The following is a 26,760-nucleotide window of genomic DNA, read 5'->3' as shown; positions in this document are numbered from 1 at the left end:
CAATTCATGGGTACGGCCTTCGAAGCCAAAATCGATCAGTCAGAGGTGACCGATCTCAAAGAGTTCGCAAGGGCTCGCAACATCAGATACTTCATGGTCTCGTATACGGACCTGTTCGGCGGCCAGCGCGCCAAGCTGGTACCGGCCCAGGCCATTTCGGACATGCAGAAGGACGGAGCCGGCTTTGCCGGCTTCGCGACTTGGCTGGACCTCACGCCGGCGCACCCCGACATGCTGGCCGTGCCGGATCCGCTCTCGGTCATCCAGCTGCCCTGGCGGCCGGAAGTGGCCTGGCTCGCATCGGACTGCCTGATGGAAGGCAAGGGTGTCGCCCAGGCACCGCGCAACACGCTGAAGCGCCTTGTCGCCGAAGCCGCCAAGGAAGGCATGCGCGTCAAGACCGGCGTCGAGCCGGAATTCTTCCTGACGACGCCGGACGGCAACCAGATCGCCGACGAGTACGACACGGCTGCAAAATCCTGCTACGACCAGCAGGCCGTGATGCGCCGCTTCGACGTCATCGCCGAAATTTGCGACGCCATGCTCGACCTCGGCTGGAAGCCCTACCAGAACGACCATGAGGACGCGAACGGCCAGTTCGAGATGAACTGGGAGTATGACGACGTCCTGCAGACCGCCGACAAGCACTCCTTCTTCAAGTTCATGGTTCGCTCGATCGCCGAAAAGCACGGCCTGCGGGCAACCTTCATGCCGAAGCCGTTCCAGGGTCTGACCGGCTCGGGCTGTCACGCCCACATCTCGGTGTGGGATCTTGCCGGCAAGTCCAATGCCTTCGCCGACAAGAACATGGAACTGGGTCTGTCGGAGAAGGGCCGCTACTTCCTCGGCGGCATCATGAAGCATGCTTCGGCGCTCGCCGCGATCTGCAACCCGACCGTCAACTCCTACAAGCGCATCAACGCACCGCGCACCGTCTCCGGTGCCACCTGGGCGCCGAACACGGTGACCTGGACCGGCAACAACCGCACCCACATGGTGCGTGTGCCCGGCCCTGGCCGCTTCGAACTGCGTCTGCCCGACGGCGCGGCCAATCCGTACCTGATGCAGGCGATCATTATCGCCGCCGGCCTCAGCGGCATTCGCACCAAGGCCGATCCCGGCCCGCGCAGCGATGTCGACATGTACCGCGAGGGCCACACCGTCACGCACGGTGCCAAGCTGCCGCTCAACCTGCTCGACGCACTGCGCGCCTATGACGAAGACAGCGAGCTGAAGGCTGCGATGGGCGAGGAGTTCTCCGCCGCCTACATCAAGCTCAAGCACCAGGAGTGGAACTCCTACGCGTCGCACTTCACCCAGTGGGAACGCGACCACACGCTGGACGTCTGAGGCACCCAAACAGGTATCGCGCCCGGTCTTGAAGGCCGGGCGCGGGCCTCGGATACACCTCACATTTCGCCGGAACACATGCGATGAAATATTCGATCTTCTCACTCGCCAAGGCTGCATTGTCGGGCCACAAGGGCTGGACCCGGGCCTGGCGCGATCCGGCGCCCAAGAGCCACTACGACGTGATCATCATCGGCGGTGGCGGCCATGGTTTGGCCACGGCGTATTTCCTCGCCAACGAATACGGCATCCGCAACGTTGCGGTGCTGGAAAAGGGCTGGATCGGCTCCGGCAATGCCGGCCGAAACACGACCATCATCCGCTCCAACTACGGTCTTCCCGGCAATACCGGCTTCTACGAGATGTCGATGAAGCTGTGGGAGCGCATGGAGCAGGATCTCAATTACAACGCGATGGTTTCCCAGCGCGGCATCATCAACCTCTACCACTCCGATGCCCAGCGCGACGCCTTTGCCCGTCGCGGCAACACCATGCGGATCAACGGCATCGACGCCGAACTGCTCGACGCGGTGCAGATCCGCAAGGAACTGCCATTCCTCAATTATGACAGCCCGCGCTTTCCGATCATGGGCGGCCTGCTGCAGCGACGCGGCGGCACCGCCCGCCACGACGCGGTTGTGTGGGGCTACGCCCGCGCCGCCGACCAGCGCGGCGTCGACATCATCCAGAACTGCGAAGTCACCGGCTTCGTGCGCGACCACAACGGCAAGATCACCGGCGTCGAGACGTCGCGCGGCAAGATCAGCGCCGGGAAGGTCGGCATGGCGGTCGCCGGCAACACCTCCCGCGTGGCGGCGATGGCCGGCATGAAGCTGCCGATCGAAAGCCATGTGCTGCAGGCCTTCGTCTCCGAAGCGATCAAGCCGCTGATCCCAGGTGTCATCACCTTCGGCGCCGGCCACTTCTATATCAGCCAGTCCGACAAGGGCGGCCTTGTCTTCGGCGGCGACCTCGACGGCTACAACTCCTACGCCCAGCGCGGCAACATGCCCGTCATCGAAGACGTTTGCGAAGGTGGCATGGCGGTCATGCCGATGATCGGCCGCGTCCGCATGCTGCGCCAGTGGGGCGGCATCATGGACATGTCGATGGACGGCACGCCGATCATCGACAAGACGCCGATCGATGGCCTCTACCTCAACGCCGGCTGGTGCTATGGCGGCTTCAAGGCGACGCCGGCTTCGGGCCTCGTCTTCGCCCACCTCTTGGCGCGCGACGAACCGCATCCGGAAGCGGCACGCTTCCGGCTCGACCGGTTCCGCCGCGGCGCGATGATCGATGAAAAGGGCCAGGGCGCCCAACCCAACCTGCACTGAAAGCGAGACTGGCGGAATGCGTATTGCATGTCCTTTCTGCGGCGAACGCGAGAACGGCGAGTTCACCTATCTCGGCGACGCTTCGCCCAAGCGGCCCAACTTCGCAGTCGATAGCGGCGAAAGCCCCGAGGGCGTCGAGGACGCCTTCTACGACTACGTCTATCTGCGCGACAACGTCGCCGGCTACATGCGCGAGTACTGGTACCACGGTGGTGGCTGTCGCTCGTGGCTGATCGCCGAGCGCAACACGGTGACGCATGAATTCAGATCGGTGACCGCAGCCCCAGGCGTTGGCGCGGCCAAGCCGGTGCAGGCAGGAGAATAAAGATGTCGGGCTATTCCGGATCCGAACCGCTCGGCAGGACGGCCGCACTCGAGGGCGCGCCGACCAGCGCCCGCAGCCAGGCAGCTTCAGCCAGCCAGTCGCATCGCCTGCGCAGCGGCGGCCTGATCGACCGCCAGCAGCCGCTGCAGTTTTCGTTCGATGGCAAGGTCATGTCGGGCTTTGCCGGCGACACGCTGGCCTCGGCGCTGGTCGCCAACGGCGTCAAGCTGGTCGCACGCTCGTTCAAGTATCATCGCCCGCGCGGCATCATCACCGCAGGCTCCGAAGAGCCGAGCGCGCTGGTCGAGATGCGCAGCGGCGCCCGCAAGGAGCCGAACACCCGCGCCACCACGCAGGAGCTCTATGACGGGCTGGTTGCCCAGAGCCAGAACCGCTGGCCGTCGCTGCGCCGCGACTTCATGTCGATCAACCAGCTGGCCGCGCCGATCTTCGTCGCCGGCTTCTACTACAAGACCTTCATGTGGCCGGCGAAGTTCTGGGAGAAGGTCTACGAGCCGCTGATCCGCCGTGCGGCTGGTCTCGGCAAGAGCGCCGAGTTGCCCGATCCAGACCATTACGACAAGGCCTGGGCGCATTGTGACGTGCTCGTCATAGGTGGTGGTGCCGCTGGTCTTTCGGCTGCCCTGGCGGCTGGCCGCGCCGGGTCGCGCGTCATCCTCGTCGAGGAAGACAGCCGTCTCGGCGGTCGTCTGCTCAGCGACGGTGGCGAGATCGACGGCATGCATGCCGAGGAGTGGGTGCGTCGTACGACCGACGAACTCACAGCCCTTCCGAATGTCCGCATCATGGTCCGCACGGCGCTGTTCGGTGTCTACGATGGCGGCGTCTATGCCGCGCTCGAGCGTGTCAACGACCATGTTCCGGTGCCGGGTCCGCATCAGGTCCGCCAGCGTGTCTGGCGCATCGTCGCCAAGCGTTCTGTGGTGACGGCAGGCGCCATCGAGCGGCCGATCGTTTTCCCGGGCAACGACCGTCCGGGCGTGATGATGGCATCCGCCGTGCGCACCTATGTCCACCGTTTCGCGGCGATGCCGGGTCGCAAGGTGGCGCTGTTCACCAACAATGACGACGGCTGGCGCACGGTCGAGGCAATCCAGCAGGCCGGCGGCGACATCGCTGCCGTGATCGATCCGCGCGGCAAGGTGCCGGCGGAATACCAGGCGCTTGCCGAGCTTTCTGACCTGCGCGTGCTTTCGGGCGGTGTCTCCGACGTCAAGGGTGGCGTCGACGGCGTGCGCGGTGTCGTCGTCACCGACGGCAATGGCCGTACGCAGCAGATCGACGCCGACTGCCTCGCCGTCTCCGGCGGCTGGAACCCGAATGTCGGGCTGTCCTGCTTCCATCGTGGCCGGCCGGTCTGGCGCGACGACATCGCCGCCTTCGTTCCCGGCGATTCGCCGAAGGGCATGACCACTGCCGGTGCCGCCAATGGCGAGTTCTCGCTCGGTGCCTGCCTGCGTGATGGTCATGCGGCAGGTGCAGCCGCCGCCGCCGAATGCGGCGCATCCGGCAATGCCGGCGAGGCGTCGGAAGCCGGCGACGAAGTCTATGCGATCTCGCCGCTCTGGCAGGTCAAGGCCAAGGGCAAGGCCTTCGTCGACTTCCAGCACGACGTCACCGCGTCGGACGTGACGCTGGCGCAGCGCGAAGGTTTCGAAAGCGTCGAGCATCTCAAGCGCTATACCACGCTCGGCATGGCGACCGACCAGGGCAAGACGTCGAACATCACCGGCCTCGCCATCATGGCCGAAGCCACCGGCCGCACCATCCCGCAGACCGGCACGACGATCTACCGTCCGCCCTATGCGCCGGTGGCGATCGGCGCGCTCGCCGGCCATCATCGTGACGAAAACTTCCATGCCTGGCGCCTGACGCCGTCGCATCACTGGGCTGCTGCCCGGGGCGCGGTTTTCGTCGACACCGGCCTGTGGAAGCGCGCGCAGTGGTATCCGCAGCCGGGCGAAAAGGACTGGCTGGAGTCGGTGACCCGCGAAGTGCTGGCCGTGCGCAACGGCGTCGGCTTCTGCGACGTCTCCACCCTCGGCAAGGTCGATGTCCGCGGTGCGGACGCCGGCACCTTCCTCGACCGCGTCTATATCAATGCCTTTTCGTCGCTTGCCGTGGGCAAGGCGCGTTACGGCCTGATGCTGCGCGAGGACGGCATTGTCATGGACGACGGCACGACCTCGCGTATCGCCGAAGACCACTACTTCCTGACCACGACCACGGCCAAGGCCGGCCCTGTGATGGCGCATCTCGAATTTTGCCGCCAGGTGCTCTGGCCTGAACTCGACGTGCAACTGTCGTCGGCTTCGGACCAGTGGGCGCAGTTCTCGATTGCTGGGCCCAACACCCGCAAGCTGCTCCAGGAACTTGTCGATCCGTCCGAGGACATGTCCAACGAAGGTTTCCCCTTCATGGGCGCCCGCGAGGTCAAGCTGCGCGGCGGCGTCACTGCCCGCTTGTTCCGCATCTCGTTCTCAGGTGAAATCGCCTTCGAAATTTCGGTCCCGGCTCGTTATGGCGCTGCCATGGCGCAGAACCTGATGATCGCCGGCCGCGACCTGGGCGTCACGCCCTACGGTACCGAAGCCCTGGGTGTGATGCGCATCGAAAAGGGCCACGTCGCCGGCCCCGAGCTCAACGGCACCACGACCGCCGACGATCTCGGCCTCGGCAAGATGATGTCGAAGAAGAAGGACTTCATCGGCCGCGTCATGGCCGGTCGCGAAGCACTGACGGCACCTGACCGCCAGGTCGTCGTCGGCATCAAGCCGCTCGACCAGAAGCGTCGCCTGCGCTCCGGCGCCCATGTCGTTCCCAAGGGCGCGATCCCCGGTCCGGAAACCGACCAGGGCTACGTCACCTCGGTCTGCTATTCGCCGATGCTGGAACAGTGGATCGGCCTTGGCCTGGTCGAACGCGGCCGCGAGCGTTTCGGCGAAGTCGTGCGCATCCACGACCCGTTGCGCAGCGAAGACTACGAAGCCGAAATCTGCAACCCAGTCTTCTACGATCCAGAAGGAGCGCGCCAGCGTGGTTGATTATCTCTGGAACACCCAATCGCCGTTGCAGAAGGCGCTTGTTCCCGGCCGCCATGGCGCCGCCGGCGCACATGCCGGCGTGACGCTCAATGAAGTGCGCGATATCGTGCTGGTGCAGGTCATGGCCCGGCGCGGCAAGGCAGCAGAGACGGCCAAAGCCGCCAAGAAGCTGTTCGGCATCGAGGCGCCGGCTACGCCCAAGGCTGTCACCGGCAAGACGGCGACGCTGATCTGGTCGGGCCCCGATCAGTTCACGGTCATTGCGCCCCGGACCGACGAGGCGTCGCAGCTTGCGGCCATGGTGCAGGTCTTTGCCGGATCAGCATCTTTGTCCGACCAGTCGGATGGCCGCTGCTTGATCCGGGTTTCAGGCCCACGTGGCCGCGACGCCATCGCCAAATTCTCGTCGCTCGATCTGCATGACCTGGCCTTTCCGGTCGGCGCTGCGGCGAACACGTCGGTCGACCACACGGCAGTCAACTTGTGGCGCGACGCAAATGGCGCTGACGGGCATCCTGTCTACAACATGCTGGTGTTCACCAGCTTTGCCGACAGCCTGTGGCACACCATCGTGGACTCGTCGCTGGAATATGGCGTCGAGGCGGCGAGCGCCCGGGCGGCCTGACGCGCCAAACGTTCCAGGAGATACAAAGCCCTGTTCCAGCGAGCGGGGCTTTTTTCGCTTGGCTCGCTGGTTCGCGAGGGCAGGCTGTAACTCAGTCGCGAAAAATGATGTTGCCGCAAACGCTGGAGCGTTCGCGGCAAAAGGTCGTTCGGAGAGGATTGGATCAGGCCTCGCAGGCCTTGCGCAGCTCGATCAACGAGGCTGTCGGACGCAGCAGCGACAGTGTCAGCCGCTCGACGCAGATCGGCATCACCAGCTTGGCGCCATCGGCATAAAGCGAGCCTCCCGAAGCGCGGAACGAACCCTTGTCGACGATGGTTTCGAGCACGTCGCGGGTGCGCAGCGGCAACAGGTCGGTGCACGCGCTCATGCGCGCGAAGATGTGGCTGATGGGGACGTTGTAGCCGTCGACGGCTACGAGAGGCTCTTCATTGCCTTCCTTCCATTCCTCAAGCGCTTCGAGCGCGTCATGGAACGCGTTGTGGAGGGTGATGGGCGCGTGGCCTTCATACAGTTCCGGCAGCACTTTCTGCATGTGCATGTTCCTCTTCAATCTCGTTTGGATCGTGCTGCGGCGATGCGGATCAGGGTAGTGGACCTCACTTTCACGCACTCCCGTACTTGCCTTATATGCAACATATTTGCACATGAGTTAAATCGCGTCCACTGCAAAACGCGCTGGACCAATCCACGCCAACATCCTGATCGTGTGCTTGCGGCGATAGTCCAATCTGGGCTTGGAGATCATCGTTCGGCCAGTTTCGGCACCACCCGAACGAATGGGAAATCTACCCGTCCGGGGCGTTTTCAAGCCGGCACAAAAACTGTCTGCTGTCAGTTAGGAAAACTGCATCTTTCCCGACAGCCGGCTCAACGAAACGGCACGGGGAAACAACTCGAGATGAATGGGTGTCGCTTGGAGGAGAGCAGACCACTCAGCTTTCGCGAAGACGTGCGCAGCCTGCTGTTCAGGGTGCTGCTTTCAGTCGTCAGCGAACGCGAGCCCGATATGGCGGAGGTTCTTACCGGCCGCGTGAGCCTTGATGCGCTCGAAAGCGGGCAACGCATTGCCGCGCTGCAGGCCACCGGCATCTGGTTCCAGCTTGTTGCCATCGCCAATGAACTTCTGGCGATGCGCTCGCGTCGCGAACTCGAACAGATGGGCGGGGCCGACGAGGTCATCGGCTCTTTTGCCAATGTGATGGGCGAAATAGCAGCCGGCGGCTACCCGGCCGAGCAGATCCAGACTACCCTCGAAGAGCTCTGCGTCGGCCCGACGATGACGGCGCATCCGACCGAGGCCAAGCGCGTCACGGTTCTCGAAATCCACCGCCGCATCTACCGCAAGCTGACCGAGCTCGAGCAGCAACGTTGGGCGCCGCGTGAACGCGAACAGCTGATCGACGATCTCAAGAGTGAGATCGAGCTGTTGTGGATGTCGGGCGAGCTGCGGCTCGAGCGCCCGTCGGTCGAGCGCGAGATCGCCTGGGGCCTGCACTTCTTCCGCGAAGTGATCTTCGAAGCGACGCCCAAGCTCTATGACAGCGTCGAAGAGGCGCTGGCCCGTCACTATCCCGAATACGATATCAAGGTGCCGTCCTTCATGCGGTACGCCTCGTGGATCGGTGGCGACCGCGACGGCAATCCGAACGTCACGGCAAAGATCACGGCCTATGCGCTCAACGAGTGCCGCCAGGCGATCGTCGGCTGGTACATCGGCCAGGTGCGCAAGCTGGTCACCGTGCTCAGCATCAGCGCCAATGTCGTCGACATTCCCGATACCTTCATCAAGGCGCTTGGGCATGCGCTGCATCGCTCCGGCAATGCCTCGGAGATCGTGGCGCGCAATCCCGACGAGCCGCTGCGCCAGTTCGCCGGTGCCATGCTCGACCGGCTGGAGGCAATGCGCGGCGCAGCCTCTGCCAAGCCTTATACCCGATCGGAAGGCTTCAAGACCGACCTGCGTGAGCTTGAAAACGTGCTGACCCAGCTTGGCGGCAAGCTCATCGCCAGACGCTTCGTCCGACCGCTGCGCCAGCAGGTGGAGACTTTCGGCTTCCGTACCGTTTCGCTCGACATCCGCCAGAATTCGACGGTGGTGAACCGTGTGCTGGCAGAGCTGTTCAAGCTCGCCGACCCGGCCGCGGCACCTGCACCCGACACGCCGCAATGGACGCAGCGTATCAGGGCGGCGCTCAACTCCGGCGAGCAGCTGGAGGTTGACAGGCTGGCGCTGTCGGAGGAAGCGCAGGAGCTGCTCGATCTGTTCGACGTCATCCGCAAGGCTTCGGCCGGCTTGAATGGTGGCGCTGTCGGTGCCTTCATCCTGTCGATGACCCGGTCGAGCGACGATCTGCTCGCCGTCTATCTGCTTGCACAATATTCCGGCTTGGCGACGGCCATGGATGGCAGCGGAACCATCGCACTGCGTGTCGTTCCGCTGTTCGAAACCATCGCCGATCTGCGTGCCGCGCCAGACATTCTCGATCAGCTGTTCGGCGTCTCGATCGTTCGCCGGTCGGTTCGTGACTTCGGCAACCGCCAGGAAGTGATGCTCGGCTATTCCGACTCAAACAAGGACGGCGGGTTCCTCGCTTCCAACTGGGAGCTCAACAAGGCGCAGCGGCGCATCACGGCACTTGGCACCAAGCGCAAGGTCAAGATCAGCTTCTTCCATGGCCGCGGCGGTTCTGTCAGCCGTGGCGGTGCGCCGACGGGCAGGGCGATCGCCGCCCAGCCGGCGGGGACCATTGGCGGCGCGATGCGCGTCACCGAGCAGGGCGAGGTGGTGTCGTCCAAGTTCGCCAATCGCGGCACCGGGCTCTATCAGCTCGAAATCCTTGCTGCGAGCGTCTTCGCCCACAGCGTCAAGTCGCAGAACGAGGCCGAACTCAAGGACATTCCGGAGTTCAGCGAAGCTCTGGAAGCGCTGACCGGTATGTCCCAGGCGTCCTATTCTGGGCTGATCAACGAGCCGGGCTTCATCGATTACTTCAATCAGGCGAGCCCGGTCGAGGAGCTGGCGCTGCTCAAGATCGGCTCGCGTCCGGCCCGTCGTTTCGGCGCCCGCGACATCTCCGATCTGCGTGCCATCCCTTGGGTGTTCGCCTGGAGCCAGAACCGTCACCTGCTGACCAACTGGTACGGCATCGGCAGTGCGCTGAACTCGTTCGTCAATGTCCGCGGCGATGCCGGCCTGGATCTGCTCAGGCAGATGTTCGAGCGCTCGCGCTTCTTCAGGCTGGTCATCGACGAGGTCGACAAGGGTCTCTACCAATCCGACATGGACATCGGAAAGCTCTATGCCGGGCTGGTCCAGGACCGCGAGGTCGGCGAGCGCATCTACGCCAAGATCTCGGCTGAGTATGCGCTGACCAGGCGGATGATCTCCGAGGTCAATGGCGGCCTGAAATTGTCCGAGCGCTTTCCGGCCTTCAAGCGCCATTTCGACCGCATCCGCCCGCAGATGGACTCGATCCATCGGCTGCAGGTGCAACTGCTGCGCGAGGTGCGCGCCCAGGACGACGCGACCGTCAACCCGAAGCGGGCCGTCAATGCGCTTCTGCTTTCCATCAATTGCATTTCCGCCGGTCTCGGCTGGACCGGATGACCCAGATTTCAGGCGTCTCAGGCGCCGCTAGGAGGAGCCCATGAATATCCCGACAAGACCCGGCATCGGCAGTGCCCGCAACTTCTTCCGCACGGGCGTCGCCCAGGCAGACCCCGCTGTCAGCGATGCGATGGGGCGCGAGCTTCAGCGCCAGCGCGACGAGATCGAACTTATCGCCTCGGAGAACATCGTCTCCAGGGCGGTGCTCGAAGCACAAGGCTCGGTGTTGACCAACAAATATGCCGAGGGCTATCCGGGCCGCCGCTATTATGGCGGCTGCCAGTATGTCGACGAGGTCGAGGACCTGGCGCGCGAACGCGCCAAGGCGATGTTCAACTGCAGCTTCGCCAACGTACAGCCCAACTCCGGCAGCCAGGCAAACCAGTCGGTGTTCATGGCGCTGATGCAGCCGGGCGATACGTTCCTCGGTTTGAATCTCGCCGCGGGCGGTCACCTGACCCACGGCGCGCCGGTCAACCAGTCGGGCAAGTGGTTCAATGTCGTCTCCTATGGCGTCAAGACCGACACCCACCGCATCGACATGGATGAGGTCCGCGACCTCGCTAAGAAGCATCAGCCCAAGGTGATCCTCGCCGGCGGTTCTGCCTATCCGCGCATCATCGACTTCAAGGCATTCCGCGAGATCGCTGACGAGGTCGGCGCCAAGCTGTTCGTCGACATGGCGCATTTCGCTGGCCTGGTGGCCGGTGGCGTGCATCCCAACCCGCTCGAACACGCCCATGTCGTGACGACGACCACGCACAAGACGCTGCGCGGTCCGCGCGGCGGCATGGTGTTGTCCAATGACGAAGAGATCGGCAAGAAGATCAATTCGGCGGTGTTCCCGGGTCTCCAGGGCGGTCCGCTGATGCATGTCATCGCTGCCAAGGCGGTCGCCTTCGGCGAAGCGCTGACGCCTGATTTCAAGGTCTATGCCGCAAATGTCGTCTCGAACGCCAAGGCGCTGGCCGAAACGCTCCAGGACGGTGGCGTCGACATCGTCTCCGGTGGCACCGACACGCATCTGATGCTCGTCGATCTCAGGCGCAAGAACCTCACCGGCAAAGCGGTGGAAGCTGCTCTGGGTCGCGCCCACATCACCTGCAACAAGAACGGCATCCCGTTCGATCCGCAGGGGCCGATGGTCACGTCAGGCGTTCGCCTGGGCACACCGGCATGCACGACGCGCGGCTTCCTCAATGAGGAGTTCCGCCAGGTCGGCCGCATGACGATGGCCGTCATCGACGGGCTTGCGGCCAATGGCGAGGAAGGCAACGCCAAGATCGAAGCTGCCGTTCGTGAGGAAACGCACGATTTGGTCAGCCGATTCCGAATCTACGACTGAAATCTGTCGCTGCAGAGCGGGCGCACCTTGGCGAATTCGATTGGAATGCGCCAAGGTACGATGTCGATGGCTGGCTGATGGCGCAACACAAGAAGCTCAAAGTCCTGATCGCCGAGCGCAACCCGCTGGTGATTTCGGCTTTGCGCGACATGATCAGCCGCGACGAGCGCTTCGCCTTCGTCGAGGGGGTGCAGAGCGGCGATGCCTTCATCAGGGCGGTGGCCTCGGCTGAGCCGGCATTCGATGTCGCGATCGTTGCCTGGAAGCTGTCCGACATGGATGCCAGCGAGGTTCTCACCGAGTTGCAGCGCCGACAGCTCACCGCGCGCATGGTGATCTTTTCCAACGACCACGACGTCGGCATCCTGAAGCAATGTGTGCGCCTGGGCGTGCAGGGTTTCTGCTATCAGTTCGACGATCCCTGCATCCTGTTCGACACGCTGCTTGCGGTCGCCAATGGCCGCATCTGTATCCCCTACATCGATGTCGCCAAGATCAACGAGACGCCGCTGTCGCGACTGACGACGCGCGAACTCGAGCTGCTCGGCGTGCTGGCCGACGGCTGGACCAACCTGCAGATCGCGACGCGGACCGGAATCTCCGAGAACACGGTCAAGTATCACCTGAAGAATCTCTACGACAAGCTGGGCGTGCGCAACCGCGCCATGGCAGTCGCGCTTTATGCCAGCGAACGCAAGCGCGGCCCGCAGACGGGCACCCGATAGAGCCGTTCAGGGCAAGCCGAGGGCCTGTTTTTCTTCAGCCTCCGAGAGCGGCGCCCCGGCCTGGGTCGTGGACAGATAGGCATCGACAGTTTCCGAAGCCCCGGCCGGAGCATAGTCCTGTCCGGCAGCCGGTGCCGCCACGGCAAGCCTTACGTCCCACTGCTGGCCGGCGCGGCAAACGACCGAAACGAGGGACGAGCCTGACGCGCGGTGAAGCTCGAACTCGCGGCAGAGCGCGCCGGCGCCATCACGGAAACTGGAAACGAGCCGTACAGTCGTGTCGCCGACAGTCACATCGCTACCTGACGGCGTTGCATTGAGCGTTCTGATCATCGCCGGGTCGGTAATCCCAGCAAGGACAAGGCCGTCCGCAACTGGCATGCCTGCCTTGCCGGCGAGATAGCCGCCGGCGCCGACGATGACGGCGGCAAGCGATGCCGCGAGCGGCAGCGTCCAGCTCGAGCCGACCTTGCTCGGTGTTGCCTTCGGCTGGAAGGTCACGACGTTGTCTGTCGCAGGCTGCTGGATTGGTTCAGCAGTTGCGTTTTCGCGCATGCGCGCCTCATCGATCATCTTCTGCACCGACTGCGTCAGCGCCTCGGGAACCGGCTCGTCGATCAGCGGCTTCAGCGCCGCTGACGCTTTGGCGCGGCTTTCCAGGAAGGTGGCGATGCGGACAATGAGCGCATCGTCGCTGCCCATAGCCTCCTCGATCGCCGCCGTGGTTTCGGCGTCGAGTTCGCCGTCGGCGAAGGCCATCAGTGTTTCGTCGTCGAAATCGCGCCTGTTCATGCCTTCCCACCTTTACCCGGTGAACGGTCGGTTGCGGCGTTTATTCCAGCCGCCTCTGCAAGATTCTTGCGGGCCCGGGCAAGCCTGCTCATCACTGTACCAATGGGGATGCCCAGCACCTCGGCCGCCTCCTTGTAGGACAGGTCTTCGACGCAGACGAGCAGCAAGACCTCGCGCTGATCGTCAACAAGCTCGTCGATTGCCGCGGCCACGCTTTGCAGCGTCAGCCGGGCTTCGGCGTCATGCTCGCCGCTTACGCCGACGATGTCGTTGCGGTCGTCGATATCCTCGCGCGGGCCGGCCGTCTTGGTCCGGCGCACCTGGTCGATCCACAGGTTGCGCAGGATGCGGAACATCCATGCATCGAAGCGGGTGCCCGCTTCGAACCGGTCCTGGCTGGCGAGCGCTCGTTCGCATGCCGCCTGCACGAGGTCGTCGGCTAGATCACGCGACCGGCACAGCGAGATGGCGAACCGACGCAGATTGGGTAGGAAAGCGATCAGCCGATCGCTGACCGAAACATCGTCACCCTTCATGCAGTCCTATCCTGTCTCTCCCGCGGAAATCGGCGAGGTGATGGAATAAACCGGTCTCCCGTCCGTTGGGCTCAAAATGCACAAATGTAGTCAAAATGATATGGGATGACGAAAGGCTTATGTGGATCGCTAACAATTGCCATCAGCGCGCCATATCGCCGGGGAAAGGACAAACCATGAAGCTGAAGCGCCCGTCAGGTTCCCTTGCGCTTGTGTTCGCGGTGGCGCTGGGCGGCGCGACCTTTGGCGCGTCCGTGGTCACTCCCATGCGGGGAGAGGTTTTCGGCGGCGGGATTGCGCTGGCCGATGACGACGATGATGATGGCGGCGGAAGCCGCTCGGAGAGCAGGGATTCCAGCTCGCCGGGAACGGGGAAGGGGCGTAATCTCTCCGATCTCTTCGGCAAGCCTGAGCCACGACGCAAGGTGGTCCGTACAGCGCCCGCGCTTGTGCGCGAGGCGCCACGGGAGATCGTGGCAATCGGCCTCGATCAGGCCTCGATCACGCGCCTGACCGCCGCGGGCTACGGCATCAGCGACCGGGCCGATGTTCCGCTCGTTGGAGCCGAAATCGTCAAGCTCACTGTTCCCAACGGCACGACGCTCGAAGCGGCGCGTGCCGAGGTAGCGGCCACGGCACCCGATGCGGTCGTCGACTTCAACCATTTCTACCGCCCCGACCAGGACCGTGCCGAAGCTTGTGGCGCGGAACAATGCCTGGCGCGCCATGTCGTCGGCTGGCCGGAGGCATCTGACATGCCGGATCGCTGCACGGCATCGACGCGAATCGGCCTCATCGACACGGCGATCAATGAGGAACATCTCGCCTTTGCCGGCGGGCGGATCGAGACGATCCGACTGGCGGCTGGTGACCTGCCTGAGTCCGGGCGCCAGCACGGCACCGCGGTGGCAGCCCTTCTCGTAGGCTCGGCGGAAAGCCGAACGCCGGGCCTCGTGCCCGGCGGCGAACTCGTTGCGGTGGATGCTTTCCAGCGCAATGGCAATGACGACCGGTCCGCCGTCTACGATCTTGTGCGGGCGATCAACCTGCTGGCGGGCAAGGGGGTGCTCGTCATCAACATGAGCCTGACGGGTCCGGCTAACCTTCTGCTGGAACGAACGGTCGAAGCGGCGGCAATGCGCGACATCGTGCTGGTCGCAGCCGCCGGCAATGGCGGCCCGCGCGCCGCCCCGCTCTACCCCGGCGCCTACGAGCCTGTGATTGCCGTAACGGCGATCGACCGGCGCAAGAATCCCTACCGGCGGGCCGGAGCCGGCGATCATATCGACATCGCAGCACCCGGCGTTCAGGTCTGGACGGCGGCCTCGGTCAAGGGCGCCTCATCAAAGACCGGCACGTCCTTTGCCGCACCTTTTGTCACGGCGGCAGTGGCGATGGTCAAGGCCGCCAATCCTGAGCTCAAGGCCGGCGAGGTCGAGACGCTTTTGCGCCAGGGTGCCGAGGATCTCGGCAAGCCCGGCAAGGATCCGGTGTTTGGCTGGGGCCTGCTCAATGCGCGAACGATCTGTCGGAGCTGAGCCGCAGGCGACGCGCGAGAGGCGTCTCGTATCATACTGTTTTCATGCCGATTTGCAGGTTCCGCGCCGAGATTGAAAATAGTTTGCCGGCGATGGAATAGGTTCTCGCAACGCCCGTTCTTCCTGACGTAGCCGCTCGGCGGCGCAATTCAGGAGAACCGCAAATGCCAATCCCTTGCTCGCCTTGTCAGGCACTACGAAGGCCTTCTTCCACGACGGGGAGAGGGCAATGATCGCGCAGTTGCTACAGACGCCCTTCGCGGCCGAACTCGCTCGCTTCTGCATCAACCTGACCGGCATGTCGGCACTGCTGTTCGGCATGTATTACCGTCGCTATCGCGACAAGGAACTGGTCACCGCCGCGGCGCTATTCAACATCTTCGTCTTTGCCGTGCTGACCGTGCTGTCGACCGTGCAGTTTGGGGTTGCCGCCGGCTTCGGACTGTTCGCCATCCTGGCGCTGTTCACGCTCCGATCGGAGCCACTGTCGAAGACCGAAATGACCTACTTCTTCGGCAGCGTGGCGATTGCCGTCATCTGCTCGGTCCAGGGCACGACCTTGCCCTTCGTGGCGGTGACGGTTGCCTTGGTGCTCGTCGGTGCCTTCGTCGTCGATCATCCCCGCATGCTGCAGTCGGTCAGCGGTACCAAGGTGTCGCTCGACAAGATCAATGTCGCGCTGCTGTCGGACCCCGCTGCCATGCGCTGCGAGCTGTCCCAGCGGCTGGGCGTCGACGTGCTGTCCTACCAGGTGCTGCAGCTCGACTACATCACGGAAATGGCGAAGCTCAATGTCCATTATCGCAAGCACTGACGTGCTGATCGCAGGCGGCTTCGCGCCGATCAGCCTGAAGGCTCTGAACGGCAAGGCCGCCATGCTGGAGCGGCTGGACAACAAATATGTTGTCGACGGCACCGTGCTGATGCAGGCCGCCGGCACTTTCACCGAGGTCTTCGACATGTTGGAGATCGAAGGCCGGCGCGCCTTCACTTACGAGACCTGCTACTTCGACGACGCCGGGCGCCGCAGCTATTTCGACCACCACCAGGGCCGGCGGCAGCGGGCCAAGGTGCGCATCCGGCGCTATGTCGAGGCGGGGCTATGCTTTCTGGAAGTGAAGCTCAAGGACAAGCGCGGCATGACCGTCAAGAAGCGCCTCGACCTCGACGTCGAGAGCTTCGGCAAACTCGACGACGAGGCAGTGACCTTCATCGACAAGGTCTACCACGCGCAATACGGCCAGACCTTCCCACATCAACTGTCCCGTGTCCTCGACATGCGCTACCGCCGCATGACGCTGGTGGCCCGGCAGGGCGGCGAACGCATGACCATCGACACCGGTCTCGAGTTCTTTGCCGGCGGCGCGCGTCGTGCCGTCGACCCCAACCTGTTCATCCTCGAAACCAAGTCGGCAAATGGCAATGGCGTTGCCGACGGCATCCTCAGGGCGCTGCACCAGCACCCGACCAAGCGCTGCTCGAAATATTGCGTCGCCACCGCGCTGCTGAACCCCGGCACCAAGCACAACCGCTTCCTGCCGGCGCTGCGCAAGCTTGGCAGCGTGACCGATCGTCCAGCCCTGCACCAGCCAAACATCCAATAGGAGTGAGAGACATGATCAAGCACTTTACCGCCGCGCTGCTCGGCGCTTCAGCCCTCGTGCTCGCGGCCCCCGTCATGGCAGGTTCGTCCGAACTTGCAGTGCTGGACAGCAGGCCTGCTCCGGCAACCGCGCCGGACGGCCAATCGATCAACGAACTGTCCGGCCTGGCCTGGGATGCCGACGAGAAGCTGCTTTACGCCGTCTCCGACGACGGCGTGCTGCATCACTTCCGGCTCGAGATCGCGGACGGCAGGATCGCCAATCTGGAGCCCGTCCAGTCGGTGCCGTTGAGGGCAGGCATGGCCCCACAGGTCGTCAACGCCGAGGGGCTGGCCGTCAGCAATGGCAACAACGGCAAGCAGGGCGACACCCAACTTCTCGTCGCCTTCGAGGATGGGCCGGCTATCCATCGCTTCAAGCCCGACGGCACCGTGCTCGGTGCGCTGCAACTGCCGGAAGCACTGGCCGATGCGGCAAAGTACAGCGAGGCCAACAGCCGCCTCGAAGCGGTGGCAATCGCGGGTTCGCTTGGTGTGGTCACTGCACCGGAGGAGGCGTTGCTGAGCGAGCCGGGCGACACCCACACCATCCATGGCCTCGACGGCAGGCGCTGGAGCTTCGCTACCTTCCAGCCCAAGCGCAGCAACCTCAAGGCAATCGAGCCGATGCCGGAAGGTCGCCTGCTGCTGATTGAACGGACGCGCCAACAGAAGGGCGCGCCAAGCATCGGCCGCCTCAGGGTTTTCGATCCGAATACATGCGGCGAGGCCAATGTTTGCGCTGTCGAAAATCTCGACCCGGGGGTCAGCCAGTTGCTCACTGACAACTTCGAAGGACTGACCGGCCTTGGTGGCGATCTCTATCTGCTGGTCACAGACAAGACGAAGAAGGAAGGGCCTGCAAGCTTCGTTCTGGTCTCGGTCAAATCAGGCGCCTGATCCCCACCTTCCCATAGTGATTGGCAGCAACCGGCTTCACATGCTGGCTGCCGCCGCTGGCGTTTGAGGTTGCCGCGAACGTCAGCCGACTCTCTTTGCCGCTCACTCTGCGAAAACATAACGTGCAGGGACGCTCCCGCCCGTTTGGGCAATGCGGACCGCCCGTTAGCGACCTCTGGCGTAAAATTTCCGACACCGCGTCGGGCCAACAAAATCCAATCGATTCAATGACATTGGGTTTCGTCGAAAGTCGTGGTGCGACAAGTGCGCGCGGTCGTCACTTGACAGGAAATTAACTTTGCCAGACATTCCTCAGGGGAAATTAATTTCCCGCAGAAGCAAACCAGAATGAAGCCGAAAACGGCCGTGGTGCAGGAGGAAAAATGGAAGCGACTTTAAGTCAGCAACGCGGGGACGCGACTCTCGAACAGCGCATCGACAAGATGCACGGGCGTGATCGAGCGGGCCTCGTGGCATTTGTCGTGGTGCTGTGGTGCACCATGTTGTTTGCCCTGTTCAGTGTGTGGTCCTACATCGCGCTGCCGGAAATCCGCATCATCCTGTCCATCGCCTGCGGGCTGGTCCTGATCTTCAACACGGCGGCCATCGTCGCCATGCTGCGCCACTATGTCGAAGACAAACACTTCATCTATGGCCTCGACCTCAAGCATCTCGACGAGATGCGTCGTCGGCGCGGCTGAGGAGCGCTCAATGGCTTACAAACCTCCGAAACAGAGTCTCGCCGGCCAGATTTTCGACGTCGTGACCTTGCTCGTCCTGACCATCGGCGCGCTCTACGTTCCGCTCTATCTGGGTCTGGCGGGCGCCGTCAAAGTGCCCAATCCGATCGCCAATCCGACCTGGGAAGCGCTCGGCCAGAACGCCGCCGAGCAGCAGCAATGGGCTGCCCTCGGCATCACCGATCCGGCGGCCGCCAATGACATCATCACCGCCCGCTTCGACTACAGCTTCAGCTGGAGCGCGCTGATCGTCATGGTCGTGCTGGTCATCGGTTACTTCGTCATGGTCGTGCGGTTGTCCGACAAGGAATACCGCGAAGTCATCGACGAGCGCTTCGGCGACAAGAAGCGCTAGGGGAGGCCACAATGGATATCTGGAACATTCTGGAATACGCGGCCTGGGCGCTCTCCGCGCTGTTTGGCGTCCTGATGCTCATCGACCTCGTCCGCATCGACAGCACCTATGACAACGAGCTGCTGATCTCCTCTCGCGAAGGCGAGATCGAGGCGACCGCAGAACGCCACGAGATCTGAGGGGACGACGATGGCAAATGTGACTTCAACCGCAGCCGAGCCCGAACGGCTCCAGCTGCTGCGCGTGCTCGGCCCCGCCCATATCTGGGCGCTGGGCGTCGGCATCGTTCTCGTCGGCGAATATATGGGCTGGAACTTCTCGGTCGGCAAAGGTGGCATGATCGCCGGCCTGATCGCCTGCTGGGTGGCCGGCCTGCTCTATACCTGCGTCGCCATGATCGACTCCGAGGTGACCTCGACGGTCGCCGCGGCCGGCGGCCAGTACGCGCAGGCCAAGCATATCGTCGGCCCGCTGATGGCCTTCAATGTAGGCCTGTTCCTGGTCATGGCCTACACCATGCTGGAAGCGGCCAACGCGATCACTGTCGGCTTCCTGCTCGACACGGTGGCCGGCATGCAGGGGCATAGTGGCCTCAACCAGCAACCCTTCATCATCCTCGCTATCATGTTTCTGGCATGGCTCAACTATCGCGGCGTGCTGGCGACGTTGACCTTCAACCTGATCATCACGGCGATTGCCTTCCTTGCGATCATCACGCTGTTCATCTCGGTACAGTTCGGCGCCTCCAGTGTGCCGCTCGACTTCTCGGCCGTGACCTCCGATCCGCTGCCTTACGGTTGGGTCGGCATCGTCGCGTCACTGCATTTCGGCCTCTGGTACTACCTCGGCATCGAAGGCACCTGCCAGGCCGCAGAGGAAGTGCGCTCGCCGGCGCGGTCGCTGCCTTACGGCACCATGGCCGGCATCATGACGCTGCTGATCGCCGCGACCATGACCTGGTATGTCTGCTCGGGCCTCATTCCGTGGGAATATCTCGGACAGGCCGGCACGCCGTTGTTCGATGCAGCGCGCGTCACCGGCAGCACTACACTGATGATCCTGCTGTTTGTCGGCACCACCTTTGCAACGCTTGCATCGGCAAACGGCTGCATCAACGATGCCTCGCGCGCCTGGTTCTCGATGGGCCGCGACCGCTACCTGCCGAGCTGGTTCGGTGCCGTGCACCCAGTCTACCGCACGCCTTACCGTTCCATCGTCTTCCTTGTTCCGATCGCGTTGATCTTCGCGCTCGGCGCACCGCTCGACCAGGTCGTGACCTTCTCGATCCTGTCGGGCCTGCTCGGCTACACCTTCATGACCTTCAACATGGTGATGTTCCGCAACAAGTGGCCGCTCGACACGATCAAGCGCGGTTATGTCCATCCGTTCCACCCGCTGCCGACCATCGTGCTCTTGATCCTGTGCTCGACGGCCTACTTCGCGGTGTTCCTCGGCTATGGCACGCAGCTCAGCGCGATGATGTGTTTCTACATCGTGGCCTCGCTCTGGTTCCATTTCCGGCGCTACCAGTTCGTGCGCCGCGGCGACCAGTTCACCATGCCCTGGCCGAAGCCGCAGGGTTACTGACCAGGCATGGCGGCGCGGATCTCCGCGCCGCCATCTTCCAAAAAACAAGGCGTTGCCGATGCTCACCACGCTTGCCTTCGCTGCCTTCGTCGCAGTTTCCTGCGGCTGGATCGGCACGCGCGCGGTCCGTGACCATCGCGGCGCCCTCGCCGAACGCAGGAGGCTGCTCGATGACGCGGCCAGGCTGCTCCAGAATTCGAAGGTTACCTTCGGCCACGACCAGTTCCCGGTCCTGGTCGGCGAGACCAGAGATGGCCGCCGGGCCAAGATCGAACTCATTGCCGACACGATGGTCACGCGGCGACTGCCGCAGCTGTGGCTCAGGGTGACGCTCAGCGAAAGCGGGGAGCGCAACAGGCCGACAATCGGCGCGCTCGCCCGGCCGACAGGCGCGGAATACTACTCTCTGGTCCATGACATGCCGGAATGGCTATCACCGGCGCAGACTGACGCCTCGCTGCTGATGCGCGGCGATGGCCGTGCAACGGCATGGCAGGTGGAGCGCGTCTCGGCGCTGTTCCGCAGCCTGTTTGCCGACCCGAAGGTCAAGGAAGCCGTCATCACGCCGCGTGGCACCCGTATCATCCGCCAGGCCGCACAGGGCGAGCCTGGTGCGCACAAGGTGCTGAGGCAGGTGCGTTTTCCGCTGACGGCGATTCCCGCTGACTTGGTGGCACTGGCCATCGACGAAGCTGAAACGCTGAGCGCCTTGCTGGTCGAAGACGACATCGTCGCTCCCGTCTATCAAGCGGCTTGAGGGTTCCATGACAAAAACGATCAATCCTTATGTCGTTCTGGCCTTGGCTGTCGTGCTGCCCGGTGCCGGCCACGTCGCGGTACGCGACGCGACGCGCGGGCTCGCCTTCGCCTTCTTTGTCGTTTTGTTTTCCGTGCTGTCCTACGTCACTACGACGCCGGAAACATCGTTCCTTGGCCGCCATGCCGGCGGCCTGTTCGTCTGGGCGCTGTCGATACCGGATGCCTATCGACGGGCGCGGATACGCTGGTTCATGGCTCCGAAGGTCTGACTCTTCAGCTCGCCAGCCTGCAATCGCCGCGGCCGGCCAAGGCGTCGAGATTGCCGGCGTTGGGGCAGAAATCCCGATAGGATGCCTCGAAATCTCTGGTTTCCAGCCGGTCGCTGCAGACGCGTCGTGCCGGGCACATCATGCAGGTCCGGCGCATGTCGCGGTTCCATTCCGGGTAGCGGTTCTCGAAAGTCTCTGCGTCGATACCCTTGGACTTGATGGCCTCGGGCAGCAGGATCTTTGAGGCGAAGGCAAGACGCATGGCCTGCCTGAAGTCCGACCGCGATAGCCCGCACTCTGCCAGCATGCGTTCGCCGTCATTGCCGAGTTGGCTGATCTCCAACACCGCGGCACGCCGCTGGCGCCAGTCCTTGAAGCGGAGCACGACTGTTCGCCAGAGCTCGTACGACTGCGGCATCGTATTCATTGCTGCTATCTCCCACATTCACGAGACACCCTCACCCTTTGCAACTGTTGCAGGCGGGGCGGCAGCGTTCCTTGCGCTGGATCAAGCTGGCGGCGAAAAAAAAAGGCGGGTTGCCCTGCGTGCAACCCGCCCCACCAGAGGCCTGTTTGAATCTGCCGGTCAGGCGGCAGATTGGGAGATCACGCCGCGGCGGATCTGGTCTTCCTCGATGGATTCGAACAGTGCGCGGAAGTTGCCTTCGCCGAAGCCCTCGTCGCCCTTGCGCTGGATGAACTCGAAGAAGATCGGCCCGATCACGGTCTTCGAGAAGATCTGCAGCAGAATCTTGGTCATGCCGCCGTCGACCACGCCTTCGCCGTCGATCAGGATGCCGTGCTTCTTCATCTTGTCGAGCGGCTCGTCATGGCCATGCACGCGGTTGCGCGACATCTCGTAATAGGTGTCGGGCGGGCCGGGCATGAATTTCAGGCCCTTGTCGGCGATCCGGTCGGTGGCGGCATAGATGTCGTCAGTGCCGACCGCGATGTGCTGGATGCCTTCGCCCTTGTACTTCCTCAGATATTCCTCGATCTGGCTGGTGTCGTCTTTCGACTCGTTCAGCGGAATGCGGATCTTGCCGCAGGGCGAGGTGATGGCACGGCTGACGAGACCGGTGATGCGGCCGTCGATGTTGAAGAAATGGATCTGCTTGAAGCCGAACAGCTCGCGGTAGAAGTCCCACCACTTGTCCATGTTGCCGCGATAGACATTGTGGGTCAGGTGGTCGAGGAAATAGAACCCGACGCCCGCAGGCTTCGGATCGGCTTCGCCGAGCCAGTCGAATTCAGCTTCATAGGCCGAGCCCTTGGTGCCGTATTTGTCGACGAAATAGAGCAGCGAGCCGCCGATGCCGACGATGGCCGGCACGTCGAGCGCCTTGTCCGTGCCGGTGTAGGGGGTAGCGCCCTTCGACACCGCGTGGTCGAAGGCGTGCTTGGCATCGACCACGCGCCAAGCCATCGAGGCAGCGCAGGGGCCGTGCTCATCGACGAAGCGCATGGCATGGCTGCCCGGCTCGGCGTTGATGATGTAGTTGATGTCGCCCTGGCGCCAGACGGTGATCTTCTTCGTCTTGTGGCGAGCCACAGGCTGGTAGCCCATGCGGGCGAAAAGCTCTTCCAGCTTCTCGGGTTCGGGATGGGCGAATTCGACGAATTCGAAGCCGTCGGTGCCGGCGGGGTTGTCGTCGCTGATCCTGGCCGGGGGCGCATCGTGCGGGAACGGACCCATAGAAATTCCTCCTCAAAACTCGGTAGTGCATATTGTGCCCTCGATTCCATGCAATGTGCTTGCATTCTGGCCTCCTATGGGTCGATCTATGCGCGGAACGTGCATGGATGTGGAGGTGTATGCAATGAATGAGGTGCTTGACCAATTCGACCTCAAGATCCTGCGCGCGCTGCAGCTCGACGGGCGGCTGACCAACAACGAACTGTCGGAGAAGATCGCGCTGTCAGCTTCGCAGTGCTCGCGTCGGCGTGCCCGGCTGGAGGCGGAGGGCTTCATCCGCGGCTATCAGGCCATGCTCGACCGCGAGCGACTGGGGCTCGATCTGCTGGTGGTGATCTCGGTGACGCTTGCTACCCACAATCGCGACAACGCCCAGCGTTTCGCCCGCCTGGTCAACGACCTGCCAGAGGTGCTCGAGGCCTATTCGCTGACCGGCGAGATGGACTACCACATCAAGGTCGTGGTGCGGGGATTGTCGGACCTGTCGCGCTTCGTCAACGAGGTTCTGTTGCCACATGATTCCGTACAGCATGTGAAGACAGCGATCGTGCTGAACACGCTGAAGCAGTTCGGGCCGCTGCCGATCGGGTAGGGCGCGCAAAGCGCGACGCGGGCGCCCTCCCGCCCCCTTGTGGGGAGCGGACTAACGCCGCTTGGCCAACAGCGCCCGCTCGACATCGGCCAGTCCTGCTTCGATGCGCTCGATGGCACCCGTGCCGAGCGCCTTTTCAAGGGTTGCCTGATAGGTGTGGGCGAGGTCAGCGATTTCGCGATAGGCTTTCTGGCCGGCTGCCGTCAGTTCCAAATGTTCGACCCGCCGGTCGGTCTCGTTCTCCCGGCGCTTCAGCCAGCGGCGCTCCTCGAGTGCGGCGACGGCGCGGCTGACCTTGGTCTTGTGCATGTTGGAATGCGTGCCGATCTCGGTCGCGGTCATGCTGCCGACGCTGCCCAAGGCGGCGAGCGCTCGCCATTCGGGCCGCGTCATCTGGAAGCGCTGCTTGTATTCCCTGGAAAAGCTCAGGCTGATCAGCTCCGCCGCCCGGTTCAGCCGATAGGGCAAAAAGCTCTCCAGATCGAATGCGTCCGGCATCTCAATCCTTTGATAGTTACAAAATCGACGGTTACACTTGCAACCATCTCGACGTTCTCACGTCCGCCAGGGAGGTGCAAGACATGCTGGACAAGGCCACCAAACAAGCATCACTCGCGACTGCCACCGGCTATATGCCGGGCTTTGGCAATGATTTCGAGACCGAGGCATTGCCGGGCGCGCTGCCGCAAGGCCAGAACAGTCCGCAGAAGTGCAATTATGGCCTCTATGCCGAGCAGCTGTCGGGTTCGCCTTTCACCGCCCCGCGCGGCACCAACGAGCGTTCCTGGCTCTACCGCATCCGACCGAGCGTTCGGCACACCAAGCGCTTTTCCAATGCCAGCTATCCGCACTGGAAGACTGCACCTTGCCTCGACGACCATTCCTTGCCGCTCGGCCAGCTGCGCTGGAACCCATTGCCGGAGCCGAAGGACAAGCTGAACTTCATCGAAGGCATCCGCACCATGACGACGGCGGGTGATGCGATGACCCAGGTCGGCATGGCGGCGCATGCCTACATCTTCAACGGCGACATGGTCGACGACTACTTCTTCAACGCCGATGGCGAGCTGATGATCGTGCCGCAGGTGGGCACCATCCGCGTCTTTACCGAAATGGGCGTCATCGACGTCGAGCCGTCGGAGATCTGCCTCGTGCCGCGCGGCATGATGTTCAAGGTTTCGCGCCTGGGCGATGCCGCTTTCCACCGCGGCTATGTCTGCGAAAACTATGGCGCCAAGTTCACACTGCCGGATCGCGGCCCGATCGGCGCCAACTGCCTTGCCAACCCGCGCGATTTCAAGACGCCCGTCGCCGCCTATGAGGACAAGGAAACGCCCTGCCGCGTGCACGTCAAATGGTGCGGCAAGTTCTATATCACCGAGATCGGCCACTCGCCGCTCGACGTCGTCGCCTGGCACGGCAACTATGCGCCGTTCAAATACGACCTCAGGACATTCTCGCCTGTCGGCGCGATCCTGTTCGACCATCCGGACCCGTCAATCTTTACAGTGCTGACGGCGCCGACCGAAGAAGCAGGGACCGCCAATGTCGACTTCGTCATCTTCCCGCCGCGCTGGCTGGTGGCCGAGCACAGCTTCCGGCCGCCCTGGTATCACCGCAACATCATGAGCGAGTTCATGGGCCTCATTCATGGCCAGTACGACGCCAAGGAGGAGGGCTTCGTGCCCGGCGGCATGAGCCTGCACAACATGATGCTGCCGCATGGGCCTGATGCGATGGGTTTCGAGAAGGCGTCCAACGGCGAGCTCAAGCCGGTCAAGCTCGACCACACCATGGCCTTCATGTTCGAGACGCGTTTCCCCCAGCAGCTGACCAAGTTCGCCGCCGAACTGGAGACGCTGCAGGACAATTACATCGACTGCTGGGACGGTCTCGAGCGCAAGTTCGACGGCACGCCCGGTATCAAGTGAAGCATCAAGTGAGGACGTAGATGAAGCTCGCCACGCTGAAGGATTCCACCCGTGACGGCCGCCTTGTCGTGGTCTCCCGCGACCTGACACGCTGTTCGGAAGTCGGCCACATCGCCCGCACCTTGCAGGCGGCACTTGACGACTGGGCCCATGTCGGTCCGCGCCTCGCCAATGTCGCCGAGGGCATCGAGACCGGCTCGCAGCCGACCATGCGCTTTCATGAGCACGATGCCACCTCGCCGCTGCCGCGCGCCTATCAGTGGGCCGACGGCTCAGCCTATGTGAACCATGTCGAGCTGGTCAGGAAGGCGCGGGGCGCCGAGATGCCCGCGAGCTTCTGGACCGATCCCCTGATGTATCAGGGCGGCTCGGACTCGTTCCTCGGCCCACGCGACCCGATCGTCATGGCCGACGAAGCCTGGGGCATCGACTTCGAGGGCGAAATCGCAGTCATCGTCGACGACGTGGCGATGGGGGCAACATCAGATGAGGCGCGCGATGCCATCCGCCTGGTCATGCTGGTCAACGACGTGTCGCTGCGCGGCCTGATCCCTGCCGAGCTCGCCAAGGGCTTCGGCTTCTTCCAGTCCAAGCCGTCAACGGCGTTCTCGCCGGTCGCCGTTTCGCCCGATGAACTCGGCGACGCCTGGCGCGACGGCAAGCTGCACCTGCCGCTGCTGACCAGCATTAACGGGCAGCCGTTCGGCCGCGCCAATGCCGGCAAAGACATGACCTTCGACTTCGGCCAGCTGGTGGCGCATGCTGCCAAGACCAGGCCTCTGGTTGCGGGAACCATCATCGGTTCGGGCACCGTGTCAAACAAGCTCGACAGTGGACCGGGCAAGCCTGTCGCCGAAGGCGGCGCGGGTTATTCCTGCATCGCCGAGATCCGCACCATCGAAACCATCGACACGGGGGCGGCGAAGACGCCGTTCCTCAGGTTCGGCGACCAGGTCCGCATCGAGATGCACGACAAGACAGGTCACTCGATCTTTGGTGCCATCGAGCAGACCGTGACGAAATACGAAAAGGCCTGAGGTT

27 protein-coding genes are annotated in these 26,760 nt (G+C 63.3%); 21 read left to right on the top strand and 6 right to left on the bottom strand.

The genetic code is table 11. From position 1 onward, the window contains the following. Positions 1-6: 6 nt before the first annotated feature. The 5 genes from glnT to H5P29_RS30340 all read left to right on the top strand — a co-directional run bounded on the left by glnT (position 7) and on the right by H5P29_RS30340 (position 6,702). Positions 7-1,350 (top strand): type III glutamate--ammonia ligase, encoded by a 1,344-nt coding sequence (gene glnT / locus H5P29_RS30360; RefSeq protein WP_067967923.1) that lies wholly within the window; start codon positions 7-9, stop codon positions 1,348-1,350. An 83-nt stretch (positions 1,351-1,433) separates the two neighbouring features. Continuing rightward, positions 1,434-2,687 (top strand): sarcosine oxidase subunit beta family protein, encoded by a 1,254-nt coding sequence (locus tag H5P29_RS30355; protein WP_067967926.1) that lies wholly within the window; start codon positions 1,434-1,436, stop codon positions 2,685-2,687. Between the two features lie 16 nt (positions 2,688-2,703). Next, positions 2,704-3,012: a sarcosine oxidase subunit delta gene (locus H5P29_RS30350; RefSeq protein ID WP_067967931.1), complete on the top strand. Its 309-nt coding sequence runs from the start codon at positions 2,704-2,706 to the stop codon at positions 3,010-3,012. A gap of 2 nt (positions 3,013-3,014) precedes the next feature. After that, positions 3,015-6,077, top strand: a complete 3,063-nt coding sequence (locus H5P29_RS30345) for a sarcosine oxidase subunit alpha family protein (protein ID WP_246670709.1) — start codon at positions 3,015-3,017, stop codon at positions 6,075-6,077. Beyond that, the gene (locus tag H5P29_RS30340; RefSeq protein WP_067967934.1) at positions 6,070-6,702 is read left to right on the top strand and encodes a sarcosine oxidase subunit gamma; all 633 of its coding nucleotides are present in this window, start codon (positions 6,070-6,072) and stop codon (positions 6,700-6,702) included. Before H5P29_RS30345 ends, H5P29_RS30340 begins: the two co-directional genes overlap by 8 nt. 163 nt (positions 6,703-6,865) lie before the next feature. Here H5P29_RS30340 and H5P29_RS30335 read toward each other — a convergent pair whose 3' ends face one another. Further along, positions 6,866-7,243 carry a hypothetical protein gene (locus H5P29_RS30335; protein ID WP_169808393.1) on the bottom strand — a complete coding sequence of 126 codons (378 nt, stop codon included), beginning with the start codon at positions 7,241-7,243 and terminating at the stop codon, positions 6,866-6,868. A 375-nt stretch (positions 7,244-7,618) separates the two neighbouring features. Here H5P29_RS30335 and H5P29_RS30330 point away from each other — a divergent pair, with 375 nt between their 5' ends. The 3 genes from H5P29_RS30330 to H5P29_RS30320 all read left to right on the top strand — a co-directional run bounded on the left by H5P29_RS30330 (position 7,619) and on the right by H5P29_RS30320 (position 12,382). Then, complete coding sequence (locus H5P29_RS30330) at positions 7,619-10,312, top strand: phosphoenolpyruvate carboxylase (protein WP_154384346.1); 2,694 nt, start codon at positions 7,619-7,621, stop codon at positions 10,310-10,312. A 40-nt stretch (positions 10,313-10,352) separates the two neighbouring features. After that, a complete protein-coding gene (gene glyA / locus H5P29_RS30325) occupies positions 10,353-11,657 on the top strand; it encodes a serine hydroxymethyltransferase (protein ID WP_154384347.1) in 1,305 nt (434 codons plus the stop codon). A 77-nt stretch (positions 11,658-11,734) separates the two neighbouring features. Continuing rightward, entirely contained in the window at positions 11,735-12,382 is a 648-nt protein-coding gene (locus tag H5P29_RS30320) for a response regulator transcription factor (RefSeq protein WP_154384348.1), read from the top strand. Positions 12,383-12,388: 6 nt separating this feature from the next. Here H5P29_RS30320 and H5P29_RS30315 read toward each other — a convergent pair whose 3' ends face one another. Together H5P29_RS30315 and H5P29_RS30310 are read right to left on the bottom strand one after the other, a co-directional pair. Continuing rightward, positions 12,389-13,174 (bottom strand): anti-sigma factor, encoded by a 786-nt coding sequence (locus tag H5P29_RS30315; protein WP_067967948.1) that lies wholly within the window; start codon positions 13,172-13,174, stop codon positions 12,389-12,391. After that, a complete protein-coding gene (locus tag H5P29_RS30310) occupies positions 13,171-13,710 on the bottom strand; it encodes an RNA polymerase sigma factor (protein WP_067967951.1) in 540 nt (179 codons plus the stop codon). Before H5P29_RS30310 ends, H5P29_RS30315 begins: the two co-directional genes overlap by 4 nt. 176 nt (positions 13,711-13,886) lie before the next feature. Here H5P29_RS30310 and H5P29_RS30305 point away from each other — a divergent pair, with 176 nt between their 5' ends. From H5P29_RS30305 to H5P29_RS30260, 10 genes are all read left to right on the top strand, one after another. Next, positions 13,887-15,248, top strand: a complete 1,362-nt coding sequence (locus H5P29_RS30305; RefSeq protein ID WP_083948836.1) for a S8 family serine peptidase — start codon at positions 13,887-13,889, stop codon at positions 15,246-15,248. A gap of 229 nt (positions 15,249-15,477) precedes the next feature. After that, positions 15,478-16,062: a DUF4956 domain-containing protein gene (locus tag H5P29_RS30300; protein WP_154384349.1), complete on the top strand. Its 585-nt coding sequence runs from the start codon at positions 15,478-15,480 to the stop codon at positions 16,060-16,062. Next, positions 16,040-16,852, top strand: a complete 813-nt coding sequence (locus H5P29_RS30295; RefSeq protein ID WP_067967954.1) for a polyphosphate polymerase domain-containing protein — start codon at positions 16,040-16,042, stop codon at positions 16,850-16,852. Before H5P29_RS30300 ends, H5P29_RS30295 begins: the two co-directional genes overlap by 23 nt. Positions 16,853-16,863: 11 nt before the next feature. Next, positions 16,864-17,790, top strand: coding sequence for an esterase-like activity of phytase family protein (locus tag H5P29_RS30290; protein WP_067967956.1), 927 nt, complete (start codon positions 16,864-16,866; stop codon positions 17,788-17,790). A 383-nt stretch (positions 17,791-18,173) separates the two neighbouring features. Continuing rightward, on the top strand, positions 18,174-18,491 hold the full coding sequence (locus H5P29_RS30285; RefSeq protein ID WP_067967959.1) for a hypothetical protein: 318 nt from the start codon (positions 18,174-18,176) through the stop codon (positions 18,489-18,491). 10 nt (positions 18,492-18,501) lie between these two features. After that, entirely contained in the window at positions 18,502-18,885 is a 384-nt protein-coding gene (locus tag H5P29_RS30280) for a hypothetical protein (RefSeq protein WP_067967963.1), read from the top strand. An 11-nt stretch (positions 18,886-18,896) separates the two neighbouring features. After that, positions 18,897-19,064, top strand: coding sequence for a hypothetical protein (locus H5P29_RS30275; RefSeq protein ID WP_154384350.1), 168 nt, complete (start codon positions 18,897-18,899; stop codon positions 19,062-19,064). A 10-nt stretch (positions 19,065-19,074) separates the two neighbouring features. After that, complete coding sequence (locus H5P29_RS30270) at positions 19,075-20,472, top strand: APC family permease (protein WP_067967966.1); 1,398 nt, start codon at positions 19,075-19,077, stop codon at positions 20,470-20,472. Positions 20,473-20,530: 58 nt separating this feature from the next. Next, positions 20,531-21,229 carry a hypothetical protein gene (locus tag H5P29_RS30265; RefSeq protein WP_067967970.1) on the top strand — a complete coding sequence of 233 codons (699 nt, stop codon included), beginning with the start codon at positions 20,531-20,533 and terminating at the stop codon, positions 21,227-21,229. A gap of 7 nt (positions 21,230-21,236) precedes the next feature. Then, positions 21,237-21,500, top strand: coding sequence for a hypothetical protein (locus tag H5P29_RS30260; protein WP_067967972.1), 264 nt, complete (start codon positions 21,237-21,239; stop codon positions 21,498-21,500). 4 nt (positions 21,501-21,504) lie between these two features. Here H5P29_RS30260 and H5P29_RS30255 read toward each other — a convergent pair whose 3' ends face one another. Together H5P29_RS30255 and hppD are read right to left on the bottom strand one after the other, a co-directional pair. After that, the gene (locus tag H5P29_RS30255; RefSeq protein WP_067967975.1) at positions 21,505-21,927 is read right to left on the bottom strand and encodes a hypothetical protein; all 423 of its coding nucleotides are present in this window, start codon (positions 21,925-21,927) and stop codon (positions 21,505-21,507) included. Between the two features lie 159 nt (positions 21,928-22,086). Beyond that, entirely contained in the window at positions 22,087-23,196 is a 1,110-nt protein-coding gene (gene hppD, locus H5P29_RS30250; protein WP_067967978.1) for a 4-hydroxyphenylpyruvate dioxygenase, read from the bottom strand. Between the two features lie 124 nt (positions 23,197-23,320). Between hppD and H5P29_RS30245 the strand changes: the two genes are divergently transcribed. Next, the gene (locus H5P29_RS30245) at positions 23,321-23,788 is read left to right on the top strand and encodes an Lrp/AsnC family transcriptional regulator (protein WP_067968504.1); all 468 of its coding nucleotides are present in this window, start codon (positions 23,321-23,323) and stop codon (positions 23,786-23,788) included. A 51-nt stretch (positions 23,789-23,839) separates the two neighbouring features. Here H5P29_RS30245 and H5P29_RS30240 read toward each other — a convergent pair whose 3' ends face one another. Beyond that, entirely contained in the window at positions 23,840-24,286 is a 447-nt protein-coding gene (locus tag H5P29_RS30240) for a MarR family winged helix-turn-helix transcriptional regulator (protein WP_067967980.1), read from the bottom strand. Between the two features lie 83 nt (positions 24,287-24,369). On the opposite strand from H5P29_RS30240, the gene hmgA reads away from it, so the two are divergent. Next, the gene (gene hmgA, locus H5P29_RS30235) at positions 24,370-25,719 is read left to right on the top strand and encodes a homogentisate 1,2-dioxygenase (protein ID WP_067967982.1); all 1,350 of its coding nucleotides are present in this window, start codon (positions 24,370-24,372) and stop codon (positions 25,717-25,719) included. Between the two features lie 20 nt (positions 25,720-25,739). After that, on the top strand, positions 25,740-26,756 hold the full coding sequence (locus H5P29_RS30230) for a fumarylacetoacetate hydrolase family protein (protein ID WP_154384351.1): 1,017 nt from the start codon (positions 25,740-25,742) through the stop codon (positions 26,754-26,756). Positions 26,757-26,760 lie beyond the last annotated feature (4 nt).

Source organism: Aminobacter sp. MDW-2 (assembly GCF_014250155.1).
Taxonomy (GTDB): Bacteria; Pseudomonadota; Alphaproteobacteria; order Rhizobiales; family Rhizobiaceae; genus Aminobacter; species Aminobacter ciceronei.
The sequence above is the reverse complement of the archived record's forward strand: the minus strand, read 5'-3'. Positions and strand labels throughout refer to the sequence as shown.

Bases quoted from the DNA above. Each gene is read 5' to 3' on its own strand.
- H5P29_RS30230 (WP_154384351.1), top strand. From the start codon at position 25,740: ATGAAGCTCGCCACGCTGAAGGATTCCACCCGTGACGGCCGCCTTGTC.
- H5P29_RS30265 (WP_067967970.1), top strand. From the start codon at position 20,531: ATGCTCACCACGCTTGCCTTCGCTGCCTTCGTCGCAGTTTCCTGCGGC.
- H5P29_RS30245 (WP_067968504.1), top strand. From the start codon at position 23,321: ATGAATGAGGTGCTTGACCAATTCGACCTCAAGATCCTGCGCGCGCTG.
- H5P29_RS30335 (WP_169808393.1), bottom strand. From the start codon at position 7,243: ATGCACATGCAGAAAGTGCTGCCGGAACTGTATGAAGGCCACGCGCCC.
- H5P29_RS30315 (WP_067967948.1), bottom strand. From the start codon at position 13,174: ATGAACAGGCGCGATTTCGACGACGAAACACTGATGGCCTTCGCCGAC.
- H5P29_RS30350 (WP_067967931.1), top strand. From the start codon at position 2,704: ATGCGTATTGCATGTCCTTTCTGCGGCGAACGCGAGAACGGCGAGTTC.
- H5P29_RS30295 (WP_067967954.1), top strand. From the start codon at position 16,040: ATGTCCATTATCGCAAGCACTGACGTGCTGATCGCAGGCGGCTTCGCG.
- H5P29_RS30285 (WP_067967959.1), top strand. From the start codon at position 18,174: ATGGAAGCGACTTTAAGTCAGCAACGCGGGGACGCGACTCTCGAACAG.
- H5P29_RS30260 (WP_067967972.1), top strand. From the start codon at position 21,237: ATGACAAAAACGATCAATCCTTATGTCGTTCTGGCCTTGGCTGTCGTG.
- H5P29_RS30345 (WP_246670709.1), top strand. From the start codon at position 3,015: ATGTCGGGCTATTCCGGATCCGAACCGCTCGGCAGGACGGCCGCACTC.
- hppD (WP_067967978.1), bottom strand. From the start codon at position 23,196: ATGGGTCCGTTCCCGCACGATGCGCCCCCGGCCAGGATCAGCGACGAC.
- H5P29_RS30320 (WP_154384348.1), top strand. From the start codon at position 11,735: ATGGCGCAACACAAGAAGCTCAAAGTCCTGATCGCCGAGCGCAACCCG.
- H5P29_RS30240 (WP_067967980.1), bottom strand. From the start codon at position 24,286: ATGCCGGACGCATTCGATCTGGAGAGCTTTTTGCCCTATCGGCTGAAC.
- H5P29_RS30255 (WP_067967975.1), bottom strand. From the start codon at position 21,927: ATGAATACGATGCCGCAGTCGTACGAGCTCTGGCGAACAGTCGTGCTC.
- H5P29_RS30290 (WP_067967956.1), top strand. From the start codon at position 16,864: ATGATCAAGCACTTTACCGCCGCGCTGCTCGGCGCTTCAGCCCTCGTG.
- H5P29_RS30300 (WP_154384349.1), top strand. From the start codon at position 15,478: ATGATCGCGCAGTTGCTACAGACGCCCTTCGCGGCCGAACTCGCTCGC.
- H5P29_RS30270 (WP_067967966.1), top strand. From the start codon at position 19,075: ATGGCAAATGTGACTTCAACCGCAGCCGAGCCCGAACGGCTCCAGCTG.
- glnT (WP_067967923.1), top strand. From the start codon at position 7: ATGGGTACGGCCTTCGAAGCCAAAATCGATCAGTCAGAGGTGACCGAT.
- H5P29_RS30280 (WP_067967963.1), top strand. From the start codon at position 18,502: ATGGCTTACAAACCTCCGAAACAGAGTCTCGCCGGCCAGATTTTCGAC.
- H5P29_RS30305 (WP_083948836.1), top strand. From the start codon at position 13,887: ATGAAGCTGAAGCGCCCGTCAGGTTCCCTTGCGCTTGTGTTCGCGGTG.
- H5P29_RS30275 (WP_154384350.1), top strand. From the start codon at position 18,897: ATGGATATCTGGAACATTCTGGAATACGCGGCCTGGGCGCTCTCCGCG.
- glyA (WP_154384347.1), top strand. From the start codon at position 10,353: ATGAATATCCCGACAAGACCCGGCATCGGCAGTGCCCGCAACTTCTTC.
- hmgA (WP_067967982.1), top strand. From the start codon at position 24,370: ATGCTGGACAAGGCCACCAAACAAGCATCACTCGCGACTGCCACCGGC.
- H5P29_RS30355 (WP_067967926.1), top strand. From the start codon at position 1,434: ATGAAATATTCGATCTTCTCACTCGCCAAGGCTGCATTGTCGGGCCAC.
- H5P29_RS30310 (WP_067967951.1), bottom strand. From the start codon at position 13,710: ATGAAGGGTGACGATGTTTCGGTCAGCGATCGGCTGATCGCTTTCCTA.